The 19,813-nt window shown below is 74.6% G+C and carries 17 protein-coding genes; 8 read left to right on the top strand and 9 right to left on the bottom strand.

All coding sequences use genetic code 11. From position 1 onward, the window contains the following. Positions 1-81: 81 nt before the first annotated feature. Both WHI96_RS02120 and WHI96_RS02115 read right to left on the bottom strand, forming a co-directional pair. Complete coding sequence (locus WHI96_RS02120) at positions 82-1,500, bottom strand: multicopper oxidase family protein (RefSeq protein ID WP_345648433.1); 1,419 nt, start codon at positions 1,498-1,500, stop codon at positions 82-84. A 139-nt stretch (positions 1,501-1,639) separates the two neighbouring features. Then, complete coding sequence (locus tag WHI96_RS02115; RefSeq protein ID WP_345648430.1) at positions 1,640-2,098, bottom strand: DUF6220 domain-containing protein; 459 nt, start codon at positions 2,096-2,098, stop codon at positions 1,640-1,642. Positions 2,099-2,276: 178 nt separating this feature from the next. Between WHI96_RS02115 and WHI96_RS02110 the strand changes: the two genes are divergently transcribed. Beyond that, positions 2,277-3,689 carry an APC family permease gene (locus WHI96_RS02110; RefSeq protein ID WP_345648427.1) on the top strand — a complete coding sequence of 471 codons (1,413 nt, stop codon included), beginning with the start codon at positions 2,277-2,279 and terminating at the stop codon, positions 3,687-3,689. Between the two features lie 9 nt (positions 3,690-3,698). On the opposite strand, the gene WHI96_RS02105 is transcribed toward WHI96_RS02110, so the two are convergent. From WHI96_RS02105 to WHI96_RS02090, 4 genes are read right to left on the bottom strand one after another with little or no spacing between them, the layout of a single operon-like run. Then, the gene (locus WHI96_RS02105; protein WP_345648424.1) at positions 3,699-4,679 is read right to left on the bottom strand and encodes a zinc-dependent alcohol dehydrogenase family protein; all 981 of its coding nucleotides are present in this window, start codon (positions 4,677-4,679) and stop codon (positions 3,699-3,701) included. Positions 4,680-4,737: 58 nt separating this feature from the next. Beyond that, on the bottom strand, positions 4,738-5,694 hold the full coding sequence (locus tag WHI96_RS02100) for a TIGR03557 family F420-dependent LLM class oxidoreductase (protein ID WP_345648421.1): 957 nt from the start codon (positions 5,692-5,694) through the stop codon (positions 4,738-4,740). Positions 5,695-5,748: 54 nt separating this feature from the next. Beyond that, entirely contained in the window at positions 5,749-6,696 is a 948-nt protein-coding gene (locus tag WHI96_RS02095; RefSeq protein ID WP_345648419.1) for an NADP-dependent oxidoreductase, read from the bottom strand. 47 nt (positions 6,697-6,743) lie between these two features. After that, positions 6,744-7,988, bottom strand: a complete 1,245-nt coding sequence (locus WHI96_RS02090; RefSeq protein WP_345648417.1) for an amidohydrolase family protein — start codon at positions 7,986-7,988, stop codon at positions 6,744-6,746. Positions 7,989-8,213: 225 nt separating this feature from the next. Between WHI96_RS02090 and WHI96_RS02085 the strand changes: the two genes are divergently transcribed. The 4 genes from WHI96_RS02085 (at position 8,214) to WHI96_RS02070 (ending at position 14,441) form a co-directional block, all read left to right on the top strand. Then, positions 8,214-8,624, top strand: coding sequence for an STAS domain-containing protein (locus WHI96_RS02085; protein WP_345648414.1), 411 nt, complete (start codon positions 8,214-8,216; stop codon positions 8,622-8,624). A gap of 24 nt (positions 8,625-8,648) precedes the next feature. After that, positions 8,649-9,365, top strand: a complete 717-nt coding sequence (locus tag WHI96_RS02080) for a hypothetical protein (RefSeq protein WP_345648412.1) — start codon at positions 8,649-8,651, stop codon at positions 9,363-9,365. Positions 9,366-9,486: 121 nt separating this feature from the next. Continuing rightward, on the top strand, positions 9,487-13,947 hold the full coding sequence (locus WHI96_RS02075) for a Pls/PosA family non-ribosomal peptide synthetase (RefSeq protein ID WP_345648409.1): 4,461 nt from the start codon (positions 9,487-9,489) through the stop codon (positions 13,945-13,947). A 92-nt stretch (positions 13,948-14,039) separates the two neighbouring features. After that, positions 14,040-14,441, top strand: a complete 402-nt coding sequence (locus WHI96_RS02070) for a group I truncated hemoglobin (RefSeq protein WP_345648406.1) — start codon at positions 14,040-14,042, stop codon at positions 14,439-14,441. 42 nt (positions 14,442-14,483) lie between these two features. Here WHI96_RS02070 and WHI96_RS02065 read toward each other — a convergent pair whose 3' ends face one another. Next, positions 14,484-15,374 carry a LysR family transcriptional regulator gene (locus WHI96_RS02065; RefSeq protein WP_374107535.1) on the bottom strand — a complete coding sequence of 297 codons (891 nt, stop codon included), beginning with the start codon at positions 15,372-15,374 and terminating at the stop codon, positions 14,484-14,486. A gap of 70 nt (positions 15,375-15,444) precedes the next feature. On the opposite strand from WHI96_RS02065, the gene WHI96_RS02060 reads away from it, so the two are divergent. Then, the gene (locus WHI96_RS02060; RefSeq protein WP_345648403.1) at positions 15,445-16,602 is read left to right on the top strand and encodes a TDT family transporter; all 1,158 of its coding nucleotides are present in this window, start codon (positions 15,445-15,447) and stop codon (positions 16,600-16,602) included. A 7-nt stretch (positions 16,603-16,609) separates the two neighbouring features. Here WHI96_RS02060 and WHI96_RS02055 read toward each other — a convergent pair whose 3' ends face one another. Together WHI96_RS02055 and WHI96_RS02050 are read right to left on the bottom strand one after the other, a co-directional pair. Next, positions 16,610-17,422, bottom strand: a complete 813-nt coding sequence (locus WHI96_RS02055) for a GntR family transcriptional regulator (protein WP_345648400.1) — start codon at positions 17,420-17,422, stop codon at positions 16,610-16,612. Between the two features lie 61 nt (positions 17,423-17,483). Further along, entirely contained in the window at positions 17,484-17,885 is a 402-nt protein-coding gene (locus WHI96_RS02050) for an Rv1352/Rv1906c domain-containing protein (RefSeq protein ID WP_345648398.1), read from the bottom strand. Positions 17,886-18,262: 377 nt separating this feature from the next. On the opposite strand from WHI96_RS02050, the gene WHI96_RS02045 reads away from it, so the two are divergent. Beyond that, entirely contained in the window at positions 18,263-18,886 is a 624-nt protein-coding gene (locus WHI96_RS02045; RefSeq protein ID WP_345648395.1) for a TetR/AcrR family transcriptional regulator, read from the top strand. 78 nt (positions 18,887-18,964) lie between these two features. Further along, positions 18,965-19,804: an SDR family NAD(P)-dependent oxidoreductase gene (locus WHI96_RS02040; protein WP_208818626.1), complete on the top strand. Its 840-nt coding sequence runs from the start codon at positions 18,965-18,967 to the stop codon at positions 19,802-19,804. The last annotated feature ends 9 nt before the right edge of the window (positions 19,805-19,813 follow it).

Below are 19,813 nucleotides of genomic sequence, written 5' to 3'. Positions count from 1 at the left end.
AGCCCGGGCCGGTCGACGACGGCGTCCCCGAGCCCTACCCGGACACCCCGCGCCGGTCCCGGCACCGCGGCTGAGCCCTGCTCACTCCGGGTCGTTGCCCGACGGTCCGCCGACCCGGTACGGCGTGGTCACCCCCTCGTACATGAGGTGTGCCATCAGCCCCTCCGACGGGTGCGTCAGGTTGTGGCAGTGGTCCATCCACACCCCGGGGTTGTCGGCGACGAAGGCGATCTCGTAGCTGTCGCCGTCGGCGACGTCGAGCGAGTCGATCCACCAGGGGCTGCCCGTCGCGGGCACGCCGTTGCGGGACAGTACGACGGCGTGGTGCCCGTGGAGGTGCATGGGGTGCACCTCGCCGCTGCCGTTGGCGATCCGCATCCGGACCACGTCGCCGCGGGCGACCATGTACATCGGCACGTCCGGCCACATGTGCCCGTTCACCGTCCACCACAGACCGGGTACGCCGTCGACGAAGCCGGGGCGGCGGCCGATGTCGTAGTCGAAGCGGCGGTCCGCAGCGGCCGGGTCGAACCCGAGCGGCGCGGGCGTGCCGTAGACCAGCGGGTCGAGCGCGCGGTCCGGGCGCGGTGCCGCCGCCGGGCCGGGACCGTCGCCGAGGACGACCGCGGCGTTGCCGCCGATCTCCACCCGGGCCCCGCCGGGTGGGACGGTCACCTCCAGGTCCAGCCGGCCGCCCGCGGTGAGCAGCACCGACTCCCCCGTCACCGGGGGCGGGTCGTGCACCTCGGTCCCGTCGATCGCCACGAGTCGGTACGGCGCCCCGGTCACCCACGCCGAGGTCGGGCCGTTGTCGGTGTTGACCATCCGGACCCGGATCCGGGTGCCGGGCGCGGCGGGGACGGGCAGCACGGCGCGGCGGCCGTCGAGCAGGCGTGCGCCCTCGTGGACGTGGGCGGCGGCGACCACGTCCGGCCCGGTGGGGCCGTCGCGCGGCTCGACGACCAGCACCCCGTACAGGCCGCGCTGCACCTGGGTGTTCGCGACCTGGTGCGAGTGGTACCAGTAGGTCCCCGCGTCGCGGGCGACGAAGCGGTAGACGAACTCCCCACCCGGCCCGACGGCGTCCTGGGTGACGCCGGCGGTGCCGTCGTCGCCGTTCGGGACGTCGACGCCGTGCCAGTGCAGCGTAATGCCGTCCGGCACGTCGGCGTTGACCAGCCGCACCTGCAGCACGTCGCCCTGCCGGATCCGGATCAGCGGGCCGGGCGACGTCCCGTTGAGGGTGTAGCCGTCGAGGGTGCGGCCCGAGGGCAGCGGGATCGCCTGCCTGCGGGCGGTGAGCGTCAGCGACACGGCGGGGGCGGCCGTCGAGGTCTCGCGCAGGGTGTCGACGCCCACCCCGTGGTGGTCGTGCGTCTCCGGCGCCGGGGCGCCGCCGGTGTCGACGTAGCCCATGTCGGTCACCGCGTACGGGGTCGGCAGCAGGCTCCCCCACCACAGCCATCCGACCGGGGCCAGCAGGGCGAACGTCGCCAGCACCGCCACGGCCACCCGGCGGCGCCCGGGCCGCGGCGCAGCGGGCGGACCGTCCGGCGGCTCCCCGGGGGGACCCGGCGGCCCACCGGGCTCCGGCCGTGCCGTGGGGACGGGGTCGGCGGTGATGGCGGCGCTCCCGGGCTCAGGCGACCCGCTCGCCGGCCGTCGCGGCGGCACCGGACCGCGAGCCGGCCCGCTGCCCCGCGACCACCGCGCAGGCGAACAGCGCGAGCGCGCAGAGCCCGTGCAGCGCCCCGAGCCCGGTCACCGAGTGCCCGAGGATGCCGAGCAGGACCTGCAGCGCGACCAGCCCGACGACGATCCCCGCCCACCGCACCCCGCCCGGGACGCGGGCGAAGAACGCGACGACCAGCAGCGCCAGCGCCAGCACCGGCACGACGATCTGCCCGTTGATGCCGTGCAGCGCGAACCCGCCGACCCCGGTGAAGTCGGTCGTCTCGCTCTCCATCCCCGCCTTGTCGAGGACCCCGCCGCCCTCGATCCAGGTGGACAGGCCGAACACGGCGTAGGCGATCGCGGCGGCCTGGATCAGGACCTCCAGCGCGACGAGATAGGCGATCACTCGGTAGGCGGTTCGCACGGCGACCTCCGGTTCCTCCGACGAGCGGACGCCGGACAGTGAACGCCACGTGAGCGCTATCACACATGCTCAATCCAGATGAAACACTCCACCCTTTCGACTCGACACGGCACGAACCCCCCACCAGGCTGGGCCGGTCGCGGGCGGCACGGGCCGTCGCGGAGGGGAGCGCACCACGATGGCGGACGCCACGACGTCGACGGCGGAGGGCGGGCCCACGCTGAAGCGGGTCATGGGGCCCAGGCTGCTGCTCCTGTTCATCATCGGCGACATCCTGGGCACGGGCATCTACGCCCTGGTCGGCCAGGTCGCCGAGGAGGTCGGCGGGGCGGCGTGGGTGCCGTTCCTGGTCGCCTTCGCCATCGCCATGATCACCGCGTTCTCCTACCTGGAGCTCGTCACGAAGTACCCGCAGGCGGCGGGGGCGGCGCTCTACACGCACAAGGCGTTCGGCATCCATTTCCTGACCTTCATGGTCACCTTCGTGGTGATGAGCTCGGGGATCACCTCGGCGTCGACGGCGTCCCGGGCGTTCGCGGCGAACCTGAACGAGGGCTTCGGGCTGGACCTGGGCAACGGCGGGATCGTCCTGATCGCGCTCGGCTTCATGCTGCTGGTCGCGCTGGTGAACCTCCGCGGCGTCGGCGAGAGCGTGAAGCTCAACGTGGTCCTCACCCTGGTCGAGCTGTCCGGGCTGCTGCTGGTGATCCTCGTCGGGATCTACGCCATCGCGGGCGGCGACGCCGACTGGTCCCGCGTCGTCGCCTTCGACACCCCCGAGGACAAGGGGGTGTTCCTCGCGGTCACCTCGGCGACCTCGCTGGCGTTCTTCGCGATGGTCGGCTTCGAGGACTCGGTGAACATGGCCGAGGAGTGCCACGAGCCGCGCCGCATCTTCCCCAAGATCATGATCACCGGCCTGACCGTCACCGGGGTCATCTACGTGCTCGTCGCGATCTGCTCGGTGGCGCTGGTCCCGGTCGGTCCGCTGGCCGGGAGCGAGACGCCGCTGGTCGAGGTCGTCCGCGCCGGCGCCCCCGGCATCCCGGCCGACGTCGTGCTGCCGTTCATCTCGATGTTCGCCGTCGCCAACTCGGCACTGATCAACATGTTGATGGCCTCGCGGCTGCTCTACGGGATGGCCAACCAGGCCGTGCTGCCCAAGCCGCTGGCCCGGGTGCACCCGTTCCGCCGCACGCCGTGGGTGTCGATCATCTTCACCACGCTGATCTCGTTCGCGCTGATCAGCTACGTGTCGCTGGACTCGGACTCCGACGTCGTCTCCGCGCTCGGCGGCACCACGTCGCTGCTGCTGCTCGCGGTCTTCACCGTCGTCAACATCGCGGTGCTGGTGCTGCGCCGCGACCGGATCGCCGAGGACCACTTCCGGGCCCCGCCCGGGCTGCCGGTCGTCGGCGCCGTCGCGAGCCTGTACCTGGTCCTGCCGTTCTCCGGGCGCGACACGATCCAGTACGAGCTGGCCGGGCTGCTGCTCCTGCTCGGCCTGGTGCTCTACGCGATCACCCTGCTGCTCAACCGCAGGCTCGGGGTGAAGAAGGCGGCCCTGGACCCGTCGAAGCTGGACGGCTGAGCCGCCCGATCACGGCCGGAGGACGATCTTCCCGACCTGGGCGTTGGACTCCAGGTGCTCGTGCGCGGCGACGACCTGGTCGAGGCCGTCGAACACCCGGTCCACCTGCGGGGCGAAGTCCCCACCGCGCATCCCCGCGGCGACGAACGCGGCCGCCCGGCGCAGGCGTTCGGCGTCACGGGTCATCGCGAACAGGGTGAACGAGCGGACGACGAGATCGGGCAGCGTCGCCGTCGGGAAGATCGTCGGTTCACCGGAGAGCCTGCCGTGGATGACGATCGTGCCGTCCGGGCGGACCGCGTCGGCCATCGTCTCGACGGCGGGTCCGGCGACGGCGTCGAACACGACGTCCAGGCCCCGGCCGCCGGTGATCTCCCGGCAGCGCGCGACGAGGTCCTCCTCCCCGGTGGCGACGACGTGTGCGGCGCCGGCGTCGAGCAGCGCCTGCGCCTTGGCACGGCTGCGGCTGGTGGCGATCGGGACGGCGCCGATCCGGTTCGCGGTCGCGATCGCCGCCAGCCCCACGCTCGACGACGCCGCCGTGACCAGCACGTGGTCGCCCGGCTTCAGGACGCGCGGTTCGAGCAGCCCGGCGTAGGCGACGAGGAACGGCATCCAGGTCGCGGCCCCGGTCACCGCGTCCACCGGCCGCGGGACCAGGGCACGGGCCGGGACGAGGGCGTGGTCGCCGTAGACGGTGTGGTCGTTCATGGAGAACGCCGGGACGATGCTCACCGGGTCCCCCGCCGACCAGCGGTCCACGCCCGCGCCGACGGCGGCGACGGTGCCCGCGGCCTCGTAGCCCAGACCGGCCGGGAGCCGGGTCGGCTCGATGTACTCACCGCGCCGGAACATCGACTCGGCCCGGTTCAGCCCGATCGCCTCGACGGCGACGACGGCCTCCCCCGGACCCGGCTGCGGCACGGGCTCCTCGACGACCGTGAGCACCTCGGGCCCGCCGAGCTCGGTGAAACGAACGACCCTGTTCATGCCCTCCACCCTGCCGGTCGGGCCGGTCCGCGCACCCCGTCCGACCGGCCGGGATCGCTCAGAGCGCGCGCAGCCGGCCCGCGAGCTCACCCTCGTAGAAGGCGAAGAACTCCTCGACGTCCGGCCCGGCGCTGATCAGCGCGAGCCGGTCGTAACCCGCGTCGGCGAAGCCCTTCGCCGTCGCGACGTGGGTCTCGACGTCCGGGCCCGCCCCGAACGCGTCGGCCATGTCCTCCCGGCGGACGAAGGCCGTCGCAGCCTCGAAGTTGCGCACGTTCGGCAGCTCGGCCTGGATCTTCCAGCCGGTCGGGCCGAACCGGAACAGCCGGTGCGCGGACTCCAGCGCGGCGTCGACGGTGCCGGCGTAGGCCAGCGGGACCTCGGCCCAGCGGGAGCCGGTGCCGCCGGCCGCGGCGTAGGCGTCGATCAGGTCGGTGCGGGGCTCGGTGGCGAACAGACCGTCGCCCAGCTCACCGGCGATCCGGGCCGCCTTCGGCCCACCCGCGGCGACGACGATGTCCGGCAGCGTCTCCGGCAGGTCGAACACCCGCGCGTCCTCGACGGACAGGTGGGTGCCGCGGTAGGTGCGGTAGCCGCCGCTCCACAGCAGACGGATGATCTCGAGTGCCTCGCGGAGCATGGCGTGCCGCACCCCGACGACCGGCCACGGGTGCCCGGTGACGTGCTCGGACAGCTGCTCGCCGGAGCCGACGCCGAGGGTGAACCGGCCGTCGGACAGCAGTGCGGTCGTCGCCGCGGCCTGGGCGATGATCGCCGGGTGGTAGCGGATCGTCGGGCAGGTCACCCCGGTGGCCAGGCCGATCCGCTCGGTCCGCATCGCGATCGCGGCGAGGATCGACCAGGCGAACCCGGAGTGCCCGTGGCTCTCCAGCCACGGGTGGTAGTGGTCGGAGATCTCGACGAAGTCGAAACCGGCCTCCTCCGCCCGGACGGCCTGGCGGACCATCTCCTGCGGCGTGTGGGCCTCGGCGAAGAGCTTGAAGCCGATCTGCACGACGGGTGTCCTCTCCTCGGGGGTGCCCCGGCGGGGTTCCCGGCAGGCGTCGGATCACTCCTGCGGCAGCAGGACGATCTTCCCCGCGGTGTGCCGCTTCTCCAGCTCGGTGTAGGCCTCGCGGACCCCGTCGAGGGGGTACCCGGCCGCGATCGGGACCTGCAGGGCCCCGTCGGCGACGAGCGCGCCGAGCGCGGCGAGGTCGTCGCGGCCCGCGGAGTCGGCGGTGCCCCGGGTGGCGGCGCCGTGGGCCTGCGCGCCCTCGAAGTCGATGATCGTGTTGATCCGCTCCGCGGGGACACCGAGCTCGCGGGCGAGCGCCACGTAGCCGCCGCCGACGAGGTCGACGACGGCGTGCACCCGGTCCGGCGTCGCGGCGCGCAGGTTCGCCAGCGTCTCCTCGGGCGAGGACCCGTAGGCGACCGGGGTCACGGCCAGCTCGCGCAGCCGGTCGTGGTTGTGCTCGGAGGCGATCCCGACGACCTCCACGTCGCGCAGCGTCAGCAGCTGCACCGCGATCTGCCCCACCCCGCCCGCGGCACCGGCGACGACGACCGTCTCCCCCGGCTGCGGGTCCACCGACGCGACCGACGCGGCCGCGGCCGTCCCGGCGATGTAGAGCACCCCGGCCGTCACGACGTCGAGACCGGCCGGGCGGCGCAGGACCTGCTCGGCGGGCACGTCGACGTGGGTGGCCTGGGAGGCGCGGTCGTCGGTCCAGCCGAAGACGTCGTCGCCGGGCTCGACGTCGGTGACGCCCTCCCCGACCGCCGCGACGACCCCGGCCCAGTCGCTGCCCTGCCCGCTGGGGAACGTGCTGGGCCAGGACTCGGCGAACACGCCTTCGCGCAGCGCGGTCTCGCCCGGGTTGATCCCGGCCGCGTGCACCTCGACCAGGACACGGCCCGGACCGGGGTCGTCGAACCCGACACCGGCCACGTACAGCTCGTCGACGCCGCCGTAGCGGTCGTACCGCACGGCCCTGCCCTCACGTGTGCTCATGTCGGGCAGCGTTCCCGCTGCGCGACGGCCTGCACCGATGAGCCGGGTCACACCGGTGGGTGCAGCTCCACGGCCGCGCCGGTGACGGTCCGGCGACCGCCCTTCAGCACCCAGCGGACCGGTGCGACGGCGGCGACCGCCGTGCCCGGGTCGGGCGCGTCGAGGCAGACCAGGTCGGCCGGGGCCCCCGCGACGACCCCGGTGGCGGCGGACGGGGTGCCGAGCACCCGGGCGGCGCGCGGGCCGACCAGGTCCAGGCAGGCCGCCAGCTGCTCCGGCGACGCCTGGTGGGTCAGGTTGGCGTAGAGGTTCGCCATCCGGACCAGGGAGCCGTCGCCGTAGGGGGTGAAGGCGTTGCGGACGTTGTTCGTGGCCACCGCCGCCGGGGCGTCGCGCTCGACGAGCCGGTCCAGCACGACGACCCCGCGCGGCGCCCCGGCGCCGGTCTCCCGGCCGGTGAGGAACAGGTCCGTCGACGGCAGGGAGACCACGCCGACCCCCGTCCCGGCGCACCGGTCCAGCACCGCGGCGCGCCGCTCCGGCTCCAGGAACGACCACGCCGTGCCGTGGCCCGCGGTGACCCGGCCGCCGAGGCCCGCCCGTTCGGTCAGGTCGCACAACGTGCCGATCAGCGCGCCCTCGGCGGTGCCGTCGAACAGGTCCAGGTGCAGGTCGACGTCGGCGTCGTGGTCCGCCGCCAGCCCGAACACGCGGTCCAGCTGGCCCGCGGGGTCGTCGTCGGCGTAGGGGGCGCCGCCCACGACCGCGCGCCGGCCCGCCGCCCGGGCCCCGCCGAGCGCTTCGTCGAGCAGCCGGGCCGTCTCCGGCGAGCCGGTCAGGCCGTCCTGGGCGAAGACGCAGACCTCGACGTCGACAGCCCAGGCCCAGTCCGCCGCGGCCGCCAGCACACCCTCCAGCCCGCGGCGCCCGACGGTCGGGTCGAGCTCGACGTGGGTCCGCACCCGGGTGGTGCCGTGCGCGACGCAGGACGCCAGGACGGCCCCGGCGCGGGCGGCGACGTCGTCGACGGTGAAGTCCGCCTTCATCGCCGCGGTCTCGGCCATCGCGTCGTCGACTGTGCCGCCGGACCACGAGCAGCGGTCCGCGGTGAGCGCCTTGTCCAGGTGCAGGTGCGCGTCGACGAGGCCGCCGACGACGAGCCGGTCCCCCGCGTCGGTACCGGGTGTCCCGGCGGGCGCCGGGACACCCACCGACCGGATCCTGCCACCGGACATCACGATGTCGACGGCGCCGTCGTGGCCGGGGACGCGGGCGCGCCGCACGACGGTCACGGCTCCGTCGTCGGCCGGGTCCGGGGGTCGCGGTGATGTGGAGGTGGTCACCCGGTGAAGACTCTCTCCCCGGACAGGATCCCGCAGGTCGACCGGTGGACAACGGCCCGGGGCCCGGTACGGTGAACCCATCGGAAACTCGGCCGTACGTCCCCGGACACGCGGCCCCGCACCATCCGGCGGGCGGGGTCGCGGGCGAGGCGTGCCCGAAGCCGGGTGGCCGTCGTGACGTCGGCCGAGCCCGGTCGCCGGCGGCTCGGCCACACGGGCAGCTGGCCGGAGCCGCACTCCCGGGTGAGCCTGCGCGAGCACACCCCGGCGCCCGGTGTGACCGTCCTCGAGGTGATCGGTGACGTCGACCTTGCCGAGGCCGAGGCGATCCGGGCCCGGATGTCGGAGATGCTCCACCAGACGCGACCGGCGCGGGCCCTGCTGGACCTGTCCGGCGTCGGGTTCCTCGGGTCGCACGGTCTGACCGCGGTGGTCCGGTCCTCCCGGGCGGCCGGTGAGGCCGGGGTCCGTCTCGACGGGGTCACCGGCCCGGGCAACCGTGCGGTGATCCGGCCGGTGCGGATGACCGGGCTGGACCAGGTCATCACCTGGTACCCGGACCTCGACTCGGCCCTGGGGGCCTGAGCCGGCCGTGCCGGAGTGCTCCGGATGAGCCGGCCGGTCGCCGTCGTGTTCGCCGACGCCTGGACCCGGCCGTCGGCCGGGGACCACACCGACGACACCGAGGCCGTCGCCGACCTGCTGCGCCGCAGCGGGCCCGGGTTGGACGTCCGGACCGCGGGCCCGGCGGGGGACCGTCCACTGCGGGAGGCGCTGTCCGACCCGGACACGGTGCTGTTCGCCCACCCCGGTGCCTCCGGCGACGACGAGGCCGCGTTCCGGCGGCTGCGCGCGGACAAGGGCGCGATCCGCCGGTTCGTCCACGGGGGCGGGTGCTACCTGGGCGTCTGCATGGGCGCGTTCCTGGTGGAGCGCGGCTTCCTCAACCTCGTCGGCCTCGCCGTCGACGAGTACTGGTCCCGTCCGGGGGCCGATCCGTCCACCCCGGACCCGGCACTGGTCACGGTCCGGTGGCGCGGAGCCGAACGGCGGATGTACTTCCAGGACGGGGGCGTGATCCGGCCGACGCGCCGGGCGCTCGCCGAGACCGAGATCCTCGCCACATACGCCGACGGCACGGTGGCCGCCTGCGTCACCCGGTGCGGTGACGGGGCGGTCGGTGTCGTCGGCCCGCACCCGGAGGCCCCGCCCTCGTGGTTCCACGACCACGGCGTCGACCTCCCGGCCGACCATGATCATGACCTGGGGATCGATCTCGTCGACACGCTGTTCAGGACGGTCCACGGGCCGTTGTCGCCCCCCTGACGACGGCGGACCCCTCGTCTGGCTACGCACTCCACCCGACCGGGGTTCACCGGTTTGCGAGTGACGATCGCCACGCCCGACCTGCACTTTTCGTCCCCTCGGGATGGGGTAGTCCGGAGTCATGTCCGACGTGTCCAACCGGTCGGCCCTCACCGGTGGGGTCGACGGCGGCGACAGCCGCAACACACAGCCGGGACAGCCCCAGGTGATCCGCCGGGACCTCCCCTACCGCCCGTCGCCGACCAAGCGACCTGTACCGACCCCGCGTCCCCGGACGCTCGACGACCGTGTACTAGTCCCCGGACCGACCCTGGAGGCCTCGCGGGCCCGGCCCGGCGAGCAGCTCGCCGAGGTGTTCGAGGAGGCCGTCGACCGCCATCCGGGCGCCGTCGCCGTCGACACCGGCGACGCCACACTGACCTACCGCGAGCTCGACGGCCGCACCAACCGTCTCGCCCGGCACCTGCGCGGGCGCGGCACCGGGCCCGGCGACGTCGTCGGGCTGCTGCTCGACGACCCGGTGGAGAGCTACACCGCCATGCTCGCGGTGCTCAAGACCGGGGCCACCTTCGTCCCGATGGACGCGGGCTTCCCCGCGGACCGCGTGGCGTTCATCCTCTCCGACTCCGCGGCCGGTCTGCTGCTGGTCACCGACAGCGCGCTGGCGAAGGTCGGCGACCCCGTGCGGGGCGACGTCGAGATCCTCTCGGTCACCGGTGCGGCGGCCGCCGACATCGCCGCCTGCTCCGACGAGCGGCTCGGGCCGGACAGCCGTCGCACACCGGGCCGCGACCACCCCGCCTACCTGATCTACACCTCCGGCTCCACCGGCCGGCCCAAGGGCGTCGTGATCGGCCATCCGGCGATCTGCAACTTCGTGCGGGTCGCCGCCGACGAGTACGGCGTCCGCGCCGACGACCGCATGTACCAGGGCCTGACCCTGGCCTTCGACTTCTCCGTCGAGGAGATCTGGACCTCGTTCCTGACCGGCGCCACCCTCGTCCCCAAGCCGGCCGGGGTGTCGCTGGTCGGCGAGGACCTGCACGACTTCCTGGTCGAGCGCCGCGTCACCGCGATGTGCGTGGTGCCGACGCTGCTCGCCACCGTCGAGGCCGACCTCGACGACCTCCGGTTCCTGCTCGTGTCCGGGGAGGCCTGCCCGCAGGACCTCATCCGCCGCTGGTGGACCCCGCAGCGCCGCTTCCTCAACGTCTACGGCCCCACCGAGGCCACCGTCACCGCGACGATGGCGCAGGTCCACCCGGACCGCCCGGTGACGATCGGGCGGCCGCTACCGACCTACGCCGCCCTCGTCCTGGACACCACCGACCCGACCCGGGTGCTGCCGTTCGGCGAGACCGGGGAGCTGGCCGTCGCCGGGGTGGGACTGGCCGACGGTTACCTCAACCGCGACGAGAAGACCGCAGAGGTGTTCGTCCCGGCCCCGGTCGACCTGCCGAACAACCCGTCCGGGCTGATCTACCGCACCGGTGACCTGACGCGGATCAACGCCGACGGCGAGATCGAGTACCGGGGCCGCATCGACCTGCAGGTCAAGATCCGCGGCTACCGCATCGAGCTGTCCGAGATCGAGGCCGTGCTGCAGGACCACCCGGCGGTCGCGATGGCGGTGGTGGACACCTTCGAGCCGACGCCCGGCACGAAGGAGCTCGTCGGCTACTACAGCCTGGTCCGCGGCGCGGAGCCGCCGACCGACCTGCGGGCCCGCCTGCAGGACCGGCTGCCGTCCTACATGGTGCCCGCCTACCTCGAGCACCTCGAGCTCATCCCGATGACCACCAGCGACAAGGCGGACCGCAAGAACCTGCCCGCGCCGACCGGCAGCCGGGTGGCCGCGACCGGCCCGGTCGTGGGCCCGGCGACCGACGTCGAGCGCGGCCTGGTCGCCGAACTCGCCACCGCGCTGCGGGTCCAGCCCGCCGAGATCTCGGTCGAGGCCGACTTCTTCGACGAGCTCGGCGCCACCTCGCTGCTGCTGGCCGGGTTCGCGGCCGCCGTGCGCCGTCGTGACGACCTGCCGTCGGTGTCCGCACGCGACGTCTACCGCCACCCCACCGTGCGCCGGCTCGCCGCCGCGCTCGGCGACGTCGTGCCGACCGTGGCCGCCGAACCGGTCGAGCCGGTGCGCGCCCGCCCGGTGGCGCACGCGCTGACCGGCATCGCGCAGCTGCTGTTCCTGCTCGCGTCCGGCTTCGCCGCTGCCGCGGTGCTGGTCCTCGGCTACCGCTGGGTCTCCGCCGCCCCCGAGGCGGTGTCGCTGACCGGCCGGGCCGCGCTGTGGACCGCGGGGGTGCTCGTCGCCGTCGTGCTGCTGCCGGTGCTCGCGAAGTGGACGCTCGTCGGCCGCTTCCGCGAACGGACCGTGCCCTTGTGGGGCGCCGCCCACCTGCGGTTCTGGGTTGTCTCGACGCTGATCCGGACCAACCCGATGGCGCTGGCCGTCGGCACTCCGCTGTACACCGCGTGGCTGCGGCTGCTCGGCGCGCGGATCGGGCGCGGCAGCGCCCTGTTCGGGGCCGTCCCGGTCGCCACCGACCTCGTCCGGGTCGGCGCCCGCACGATCGTGCACCCGGAGGCGTCGCTGCAGGGCTACCGGGCCGTGCCCGGTGCGCTGGAGTTCGGCCCGGTCGGCGTCGGCGACGACTGCGTGGTCGGCGAGGCCGCTGTGCTCGACATCCGGACCTGGATGCAGGACGGGTCGCAGCTGGGCCACGCCTCGGCGCTGCGCCCCGGTGTCACCGTCCCGTCCGGCCAGGTCTGGCACGGCTCGCCCGCCGGTCCGTCCGACTCGGACTACCGCGGGCCCGACGCCGTCGGCGCGGGGCGGCTGCGCCGGGTCGTCTACTCGACGGTGTTCGCCGGGCTGTCCTGGGCCGTCGCGACGGCGGTGTTCGCCCTCGTCGTGGCCGCGTTCGCCCGCTTCGCCCCGCAGGTGGCCGGTCTGATCGGGCTGACCGGTGCCGACATGGGCGCGCACTGGTGGTTCTTCCTGGTCGGCGCGATCGCGGTCATGGCACTGGTCGTGGCGGCCCTGCTGGTGGGCGTGCTCGCCGTGCTGACGCTGCCGCGGTTGGCCGCGCTGTTCGTGCCGGTCGACCGCACCTTCCCGCTCTACGGCGTGCGCCACGTCGCGCAGCAGATCGTGACCGGCGTGTCGAACGCGCGGTTCCTGGTGCTGCTGCTCGGCGACAGCTCGTTCATCACCGGCTACCTGAAGGGCCTCGGTTACGACCTCGACGACCTGCGGCAGACGGGGTCGAACTTCGGCACCCAGCTCCGCCAGGAGTCGCCGCGGCACGCCCGCGTCGGCACCGGGACGATGGTGTCCGACGGACTGCGGATGATGAACACCGAGCTGTCGCACGACTCGTTCCGGATCCGCCCGGTGCGGCTGGGCCGGGACAACTTCGTCGGCAACGACGTGCACCTGCCGCCGGACGCCCGGATCGGCGACGACGTGCTGCTCGCGACCAAGGTCATGGTCCCGGTGGACGGGCCGGTGCGGACCGGGGTGGGCCTGCTCGGCTCGCCGCCGATGGAGATCCCGCGCACCGGCGCGGGGCCGCACCCGAACCACCCGGCCACCGACGAGGAGCTGGCCCGCCGGCTGCGCTCCAAGAACCGCTACAACGCCTCCACCCTCGTCGTCACGGTGCTGCTGCGGGCCCTCGGCGTCGCGGTCGCGCTGGTCCCGCTCGGGATCTCGGTGGCGCTCTGGCCGGCGTGGGGCCTGTGGGCCCTCGGCCCGGCCGTGTTCCTCGGCCCGCTGCTGCTCATGGTGTGGTCGGCGCTGCTGGAGCGCGCGACGCTCGGCTTCCGCGGCCTGCAGCCGCGCACCGCGTCCATCTACGACCGCTACTTCTGGTTCCACGAGCGGCTCTGGAAGCTCTACGTCCGGCCCGTGCTGGCCGGGACTCCGCTGCTCGTGTGGCGCAACCGCCTGGCCGGTCTGCGCGCCGGGAGGCGCGTCTTCGACGACGGCGCCGCCCTGCCGGAGAAGAGCCTGGTCTCCCTCGGCGACGACGTCGTGCTCAACTCCGGGTCGGTCCTGCAGTGCCACTCGCTGGAGGACGGCCGGTTCGAGTCCGGCCGGATCCGGGTCGGCGACGGCGTGGCCGTCGGTGTGCGGGCGTTCGTGCACTACTCCACCGACATCGGCGACGGCGCGACGCTGGCCGCCGACTCGTTCCTGATGAAGGGCGAGCAGGTGGCCCCGGGTGAGCGCTGGGGCGGCAACCCGGCCGAGCCGGAGGCGGACGACGCCCCGGTGCCCGACCACCGCGCGCCTGCGGAGCCCGCGGTCCCGGTGTCGGTCGTGCCCGTGCCGGCCCAGCCGTTCACCGAGGAGGTGTTCCTGTCGCGGGTGCAGCAGTACCTGGAGCTGCACGACGTCGCCTGGGCCACCAACGCCTCGGTCGCGGTGCTCGACACCCTGGCGCGCAGCCTGGGCGCGGACGCCCGTGACGACCTGGCCCGGCACCTGCCGTCCGGGCTGCGGGTCCAGGTCCCGTCGCTGACCGGCTACGGCCCGGGACACGGGCAGCACGCGGTCGACGACTGACCGCACGGCCGGGAACCGGTTGTGCACTATTGACGACACCCGCACCGCACGGGATTGTGATCGGGTCCCGACAACGGAGCGGGAGCGTCGTCATGCCCGAACAGCAGTCCCTGCACGACCGCCTCGGCGGCATCTACGCGATCGCCGGGGCGGTCGACATCCTCGTCGACCGGCTCTTCGCGAACGCCTCGGTCAACGCGAACGAGGGAGTGCACGCCCACCACGGCGACCTGGCCAACGCCCCCGGCTACAAGTTCCTGGTCACGGCGTGGTCGGTGCAGGCCGCGGGCGGTCCGCAGTGCTACCCGGGCATGGACATGGTCACCGCGCACGAGACGCTGAAGATCACCGACGAGCAGTTCGACGCGGTCGCGCTGGAGATCTCCTCGACGCTGAACTTCTGCGGGGTGCCCACGCCGGAGCACACCGAGTTCATGGAGATCATCGAGCGCTACCGGCCCGAGGTGGTGCGACAGCAGCCCTCGGCCGCCTGACCGGCCGGTCCCGGGGCCTGCCCGCCGCACCCCCGGGACCGGTCAGCGGCGGGCCGCGAGACGCACCAGGACCAGCGCGGGCCCGGACGGCGCGCGGCCCCGCCGCCACGCGGCGCGCAGGCGTCGCTGCAGGTCGGCGCCGCGCACCGGGACCGTCCGCAGCGTCCCGGCCGCCACCTCGGCCGCCACGGCCAGACCGCTGATCACCGCGGGCCCCGCGCCGCCCGCGACCGCGTTCTTGATCGCCGTCGTCGAGCCGAGCTCCAGCACCGGTGGCGCCACGGTCCCGAGCGCGCGCTCCAGGAACTCCCGGGTGCCCGACCCGGGCTCGCGGGCCACCAGCGGCGTCGTCGCGAGCCGCGCCGCGTCGACCGCGCGGCGCCGGGCCCACGGGTGGTCCGGCGCGACGACGAGCACCAGCCGGTCCCGTCCGACGACCTGCCCGTCGAGGTCCGCGGGCAGGTCCGGGCCCTCGACGAACCCCAGGTCGGCGTCGCCGGAGCGGACGTCGTCGACCACCTCGGCGGTGTTGTGCGAGGTCAGCGTGACCGCGGTGCCGGGCAGCTCGGCCCGCAGCGCCACCAGCCAGCGGGGCAGCAGGTACTCCGCGACGGTGAAGCTGGCGGCCACCCGCAGCCGGGCCGCCCGGTCGGTGCGCAGCGCGGCGACGCCCTCGTCGAGGGCGTGCGCGGCGTCCAGCACGGCGCGTGCCCGCTCGACGACGAGTGCCCCGTCCGGGGTGAGCCGGGTGCCGCGCGGGGAGCGCTCCAGCAGGGTCAGCCCGAGTGCCGCCTCCAGGGTCCTGACCCGGGCGCTGACCGCGGCCTGGGAGATGCCGTGGGCCGCGGCAGCCCTGCCCATGCTCCCCAGGGTGGCGACCGAGACCAGCAGGTCGTAGGGCACGAGGTCGGCGACGCGCGGGGACAGGGCCACAACCTCCGATTATGACTCCGCAACCGGGCGACGGGTACCGGCGGGCCGCCGACCGGCAGACCGTGGAGGCATGACGACGCACCTCCGGCCCCCGGCCGCGGCCGCCCCGCAGGCGCCGCACGCGTTCGCCCGAATCGGGCTGCTGCGCGAGCTCGGCACCCCCGGTGACGCGGTCCGCTCGTTCGGGCCGAACTGGTTCGCCGCGGTGATGGGCACCGGGATCGTCGGCGGGGCGGCCGCGACGCTGCCGTTCCGCTCCCCGCTGCTGACCGCGTGGGCGACCGGGGTGTGGTGCCTGGCCTCGGCGCTGCTGGTGGTGCTCGTGGCCGCGACGGTGGCGCACCGGGTGCGGTTCCCCGAGCGGGCCCGCGCGCACACCGCGGACCCGGTGGCCGTGCAGTCCTACGGCGCCGTGGCGATGGCCCTCATGACGGTCGGCGCAGGCGCGGTCCAGTTCGGCCCGGCCGTGCTCGGCACCCCGGCCGCGCTCGCGACGAGCGGGGCACTGTGGCTGACCGGGACGGCGTTCGGGCTGGTCACTGCCGTCGGCGTGCCGTACCTGATGATCACCCGGCACACGGTCGCACCGGACGCGGTGTCCCCCGCCTGGCTGCTGCCGGTGGTGCCGCCGATGGTGTCGGCCGCGGACGGGGCGCTGCTCGTCGTCCACCTCGCGCCGGGCACGGGCCGAACCACGCTGCTGCTCGCCTGCGTCGCGCTGTTCGGGATGAGCCTGTTCGCGACGCTGGCCCTGCTCCCGCAGATCTGGAACCGGCTCGTCGTGCACGGGACCGGACCGGCGGCGGCCGTCCCCACCCTGTGGATCGTGCTCGGCCCGCTCGGCCAGTCGGTCACCGCGGCCGGGCTCCTGGCGAACGCCGCGCCGGGCAGCCTGCCCGAGCCGTACGCGGGCGCCGCAGCGGTGGTCGCGGTGGTCTACGGCGTCCCGGCCTGGGGGTTCGCGATGCTGTGGCTGGCGCTCGCGGCCGCGGTGACCCTGCGGACCGTCCGGCGGGGGCTGCCGTTCACGCTGACCTGGTGGAGCTTCACCTTCCCGGTGGGGACCTGTGTGACCGGCACGAACCTGCTGGTGGCGCGGCTGGGGACGCCGGCGCTCACCGTCGTCGCGACGGCGCTGTACGTGCTGCTGGTGGCGGCCTGGCTCGTGGTGGGGGCCCGGACCGTGCACGGTGCGCTCGTCCGCGGGACTCTGCTCGACCCCGCGTGAGGCGTCCTCAGCGGCGCGGGTCGCTCCGGTCGGGGGACCCGAGCAGGTCGAGCTGGTAGCCGTCGCGGGTGGAGAAGTCGGCCCGCAGCACGAAGCGGTCGCCGCGCACCAGCGTGCGGCGCCACTCGACGGGGCGGCCCTTCGCGCTGCCGAGTCGCGACACCGAGAACGCGGCGGTCGACGGGCTCCCGCCCAGCAGCCGGTGCTCGGCGGGGGTCGGCAGGATCGGCGCGATGGTCTCCTCGCCGCCGGTGAGCACCACGTCGCACAGCTCGGCGTAGCGCTGGTAGAGGGCGACCCCGGTGAAGTCGGCGTGCAGCAGCGGGGCGGCCAGGTCGTACGGGAGCCACACCCGGTCCAGCGCGAGCGGCTCACCACCGGCGAGCCGCAGCCGTTCCAGGTGCACGAGCGGCGTCGACTCCTCCAGCCCGAGCCGCGCCGCGACGACGCCGTCGGCGCGGACGTCCAGGGCCCGCACGACGCTGCGCTGCTCCAGGCCCATGGCCCGCACGGACTCGTGGATGCTGTAGAGCGCGCCCAGGCGCTGGGCGGTCTCGACCGGCGCCGCCAGCCGCGACGGCCGGCCCCGCGTCCCGACGACGCGGCCCTCGTCGCGCAGCACCTTCACCGCCTGGCGGACGGTGTGCCTGCTGACGCCGTACTCGCGGCCCAGGGCGAGCTCGCCGGGGAAGCCGTGGGTGAACGCGTCGGAGTCCAGGCGGCGGCGCAGGTCCTCGAGCAACTGCTCCCAGAGCAGCCGTCCCGGCTCGCGGCGGAGCACGGCGGGTCCGGGGACCGGTCCGGCCTCGGCGTCACGCACCCTGGTGAATGTACGGACCGGACCGTCACGGCCCCCCGGGCAGGCGACCCGGGCCGGTGGGTCAGCGGACCGACCAGGTGCAGGCGCCCGTGAAGACGACCGCCTCGCCGTCGAGGATCCGGGCGGCGGCCGGGCCGTGCAGGACCCCGCGGGACACCTCGGCGCCGTCCGGCCCGGTGCGCGTGTAGACGCACTCCCGGCCCCGGGCGGGGCCGTCGGTGGTCCAGGTGCCCGGCGCGAGGTCGAGACCGGCCCGGTACACGCCCTCGGCCGCCTCCCGCACCGGGACGGGCGCGGCCTGGTGGACGGCGGTCGCCTCGGCACGGTCGTCGCCGTGCACGAACACCCCGACCAGCACCACCGGCACGACCAGCGCCAGCAGCACCCACGGCCAGAGCACGGTGCGCTGACCTGCTGCGGCGCGCTCCGCGTAGTACCGCCCGTACGGTCCGGTGCCGTCCATCCACCCGCCTCACGTCCGACGTCACTCTGGTGATCGAAGCGGATACCCGACAGTGTTACGTCCCGTCCCACGATCTGAACGGACGTGCCGGAGCGGCGGGCGTCGGATCGCGGGTTCGCCGGCATCCCTCGCGAGAGCGCGATCTCGTCGTCGACCGGCGTCGTCTGCTTCGACCTGAACGCCGAGGCGACCAGCTCGCGCCCGGTCGTGCGTCGCGTTGTCCATCGCCAGGAAGGACCGGGCCGGCTCGAGGAAGATCGGCGGGAGCAGGTCGGACAGCACGCCCTGGCCGGAGACGCAGGTGCCGTCGGCCGGCCCCGCCCGGCCGCCGCACCGGGGAGCCCCGGGGTGCGGCCCGCCCGTGCTGGAATGGCGGGATGAGCACCGGCCGGACCTACGCGGGCGCGTCCGCGTCGGACCGCGCCGAGGACCGTCGCCGCCGGCTGCTCGACGCGGGACTGCAGGTGCTCGGGACCGACGGCTACCGGGCGGCCACCGTGCGCCGGATCTGCCGGGAGGCACGCGTCGCCGACCGGTACTTCTACGAGTGCTTCGACGGCACCGAGGCGCTGCTGCTCGCCGTCTACGCCGAGTGCACCGCCCGCCTCCGGGACGCGGTGCCCCCCGCACTGGCCGCGGCGCCCGGCACCGAACCGCTCACGCTGGCCCGGGCCGGTCTCGACGCGTTCCTGCGCGTGGTGGAGGACGACCCGCGGCTCGCCCGGGTGGTCTGGTTCGAGGTGCTCGGCGTGAGCCCCGAGGTCGAGCGGACCTCGCTGGAGACCATGTCCGGCTTCGGGCGGCTGCTCCTGGCGCTCACCGCGGACCACGCCGCCCCCTCTCCCGCCGACGCCATCGCCACCCGGCTGCGCGCCGACGCCGTCATCGGCGGGATCAGCCACGTCGTCATGACCTGGACGGTGAGCGGGTTCGACCCGCCCCGCGACCGGGTCACGGACGCGCTCGCCCTCTTCCTCGTGGGCGGTACCGGCCTGGGATGACGCCGGTCACCCCGCTATGTGGAATCACGCGTCATCAGATTAGGGTCGCCCACCACACCCGCTCGTGAGGAGCCGACGATGAAGTCCTTCACCGGTCGTACCGCCGCGATCACCGGAGCCGGATCCGGCATCGGGCGCGCGCTGGCCCTGCGCCTCGCGGGCGACGGCTGCCACCTCGCCCTGGCCGACCGGGACGCCGCGGGCCTCGCCGAGACCGCCGCGCTCGCCGGGCCGCAGGTACGGGTCACCACCGCCGAGCTCGACGTCGCCGACGAGAAGGCCGTCTACGGCTGGGCCGACGCCGTCGTCGCCGACCACGGCGCCGTCCACATGATCGTCAACAACGCCGGCGTCGCGCTGTCGGGCACCACCGGGGCACTGTCCCTGGAGGACTACCGCTGGATCATGGACATCAACTTCTGGGGCGTGGTCCACGGGACCAAGGCGTTCCTGCCGCACATGGAGACCGCGGGCGCCGGCCACGTGGTCAACCTGTCGAGCATCTTCGGCGTCGCCGCGCAGCCCCTGATGAGCGGCTACAACGCGAGCAAGTACGCGGTCCGCGGGTTCACCGAGTCGCTGCGCCAGGACCTCGAGCTCACCGGGTCCCCGGTGTCCGCGACCTGCGTGCACCCCGGCGGGATCCGCACCAACATCGCGAAGGCCGCCCGGGTCGACGACAGCGTCGCCGCCGCCACCGGCCGCCCGGCCGCCGACGCCACGGCCGAGTTCGAGCGGATGCTCACCACCACCCCGGACCGGGCCGCGAAGACCATCCTGGACGGCGTGCGGCGCAACCAGCGCCGTGTCCTCATCGGACCGGACGCGTGGGCCATCGACTCGATGGTGCGGCTGCTGCCGACCACCTACCAGCGGATCGTCACCGGCGTCGTGCGCTCGCGGCGCGGAAAGGGCTGATCCGGGGCG

Source organism: Pseudonocardia tropica, assembly GCF_040105315.1.
In the GTDB taxonomy this organism is placed as follows: Bacteria; Actinomycetota; Actinomycetes; order Mycobacteriales; family Pseudonocardiaceae; genus Pseudonocardia; species Pseudonocardia alni.
This window is presented reverse-complemented; position numbering and strand designations above follow the sequence as displayed.

What these genes read in the sequence shown, in the direction of transcription:
- WHI96_RS02095 (WP_345648419.1), bottom strand. Translation starts at nt 6,696, where the DNA reads ATGAGCACACGTGAGGGCAGGGCCGTGCGGTACGACCGCTACGGCGGC.
- WHI96_RS02045 (WP_345648395.1), top strand. Translation starts at nt 18,263, where the DNA reads ATGAGCACCGGCCGGACCTACGCGGGCGCGTCCGCGTCGGACCGCGCC.
- WHI96_RS02060 (WP_345648403.1), top strand. Translation starts at nt 15,445, where the DNA reads ATGACGACGCACCTCCGGCCCCCGGCCGCGGCCGCCCCGCAGGCGCCG.
- WHI96_RS02105 (WP_345648424.1), bottom strand. Translation starts at nt 4,679, where the DNA reads ATGAACAGGGTCGTTCGTTTCACCGAGCTCGGCGGGCCCGAGGTGCTC.
- WHI96_RS02070 (WP_345648406.1), top strand. Translation starts at nt 14,040, where the DNA reads ATGCCCGAACAGCAGTCCCTGCACGACCGCCTCGGCGGCATCTACGCG.
- WHI96_RS02040 (WP_208818626.1), top strand. Translation starts at nt 18,965, where the DNA reads ATGAAGTCCTTCACCGGTCGTACCGCCGCGATCACCGGAGCCGGATCC.
- WHI96_RS02050 (WP_345648398.1), bottom strand. Translation starts at nt 17,885, where the DNA reads ATGGACGGCACCGGACCGTACGGGCGGTACTACGCGGAGCGCGCCGCA.
- WHI96_RS02080 (WP_345648412.1), top strand. Translation starts at nt 8,649, where the DNA reads ATGAGCCGGCCGGTCGCCGTCGTGTTCGCCGACGCCTGGACCCGGCCG.
- WHI96_RS02110 (WP_345648427.1), top strand. Translation starts at nt 2,277, where the DNA reads ATGGCGGACGCCACGACGTCGACGGCGGAGGGCGGGCCCACGCTGAAG.
- WHI96_RS02075 (WP_345648409.1), top strand. Translation starts at nt 9,487, where the DNA reads ATGTCCGACGTGTCCAACCGGTCGGCCCTCACCGGTGGGGTCGACGGC.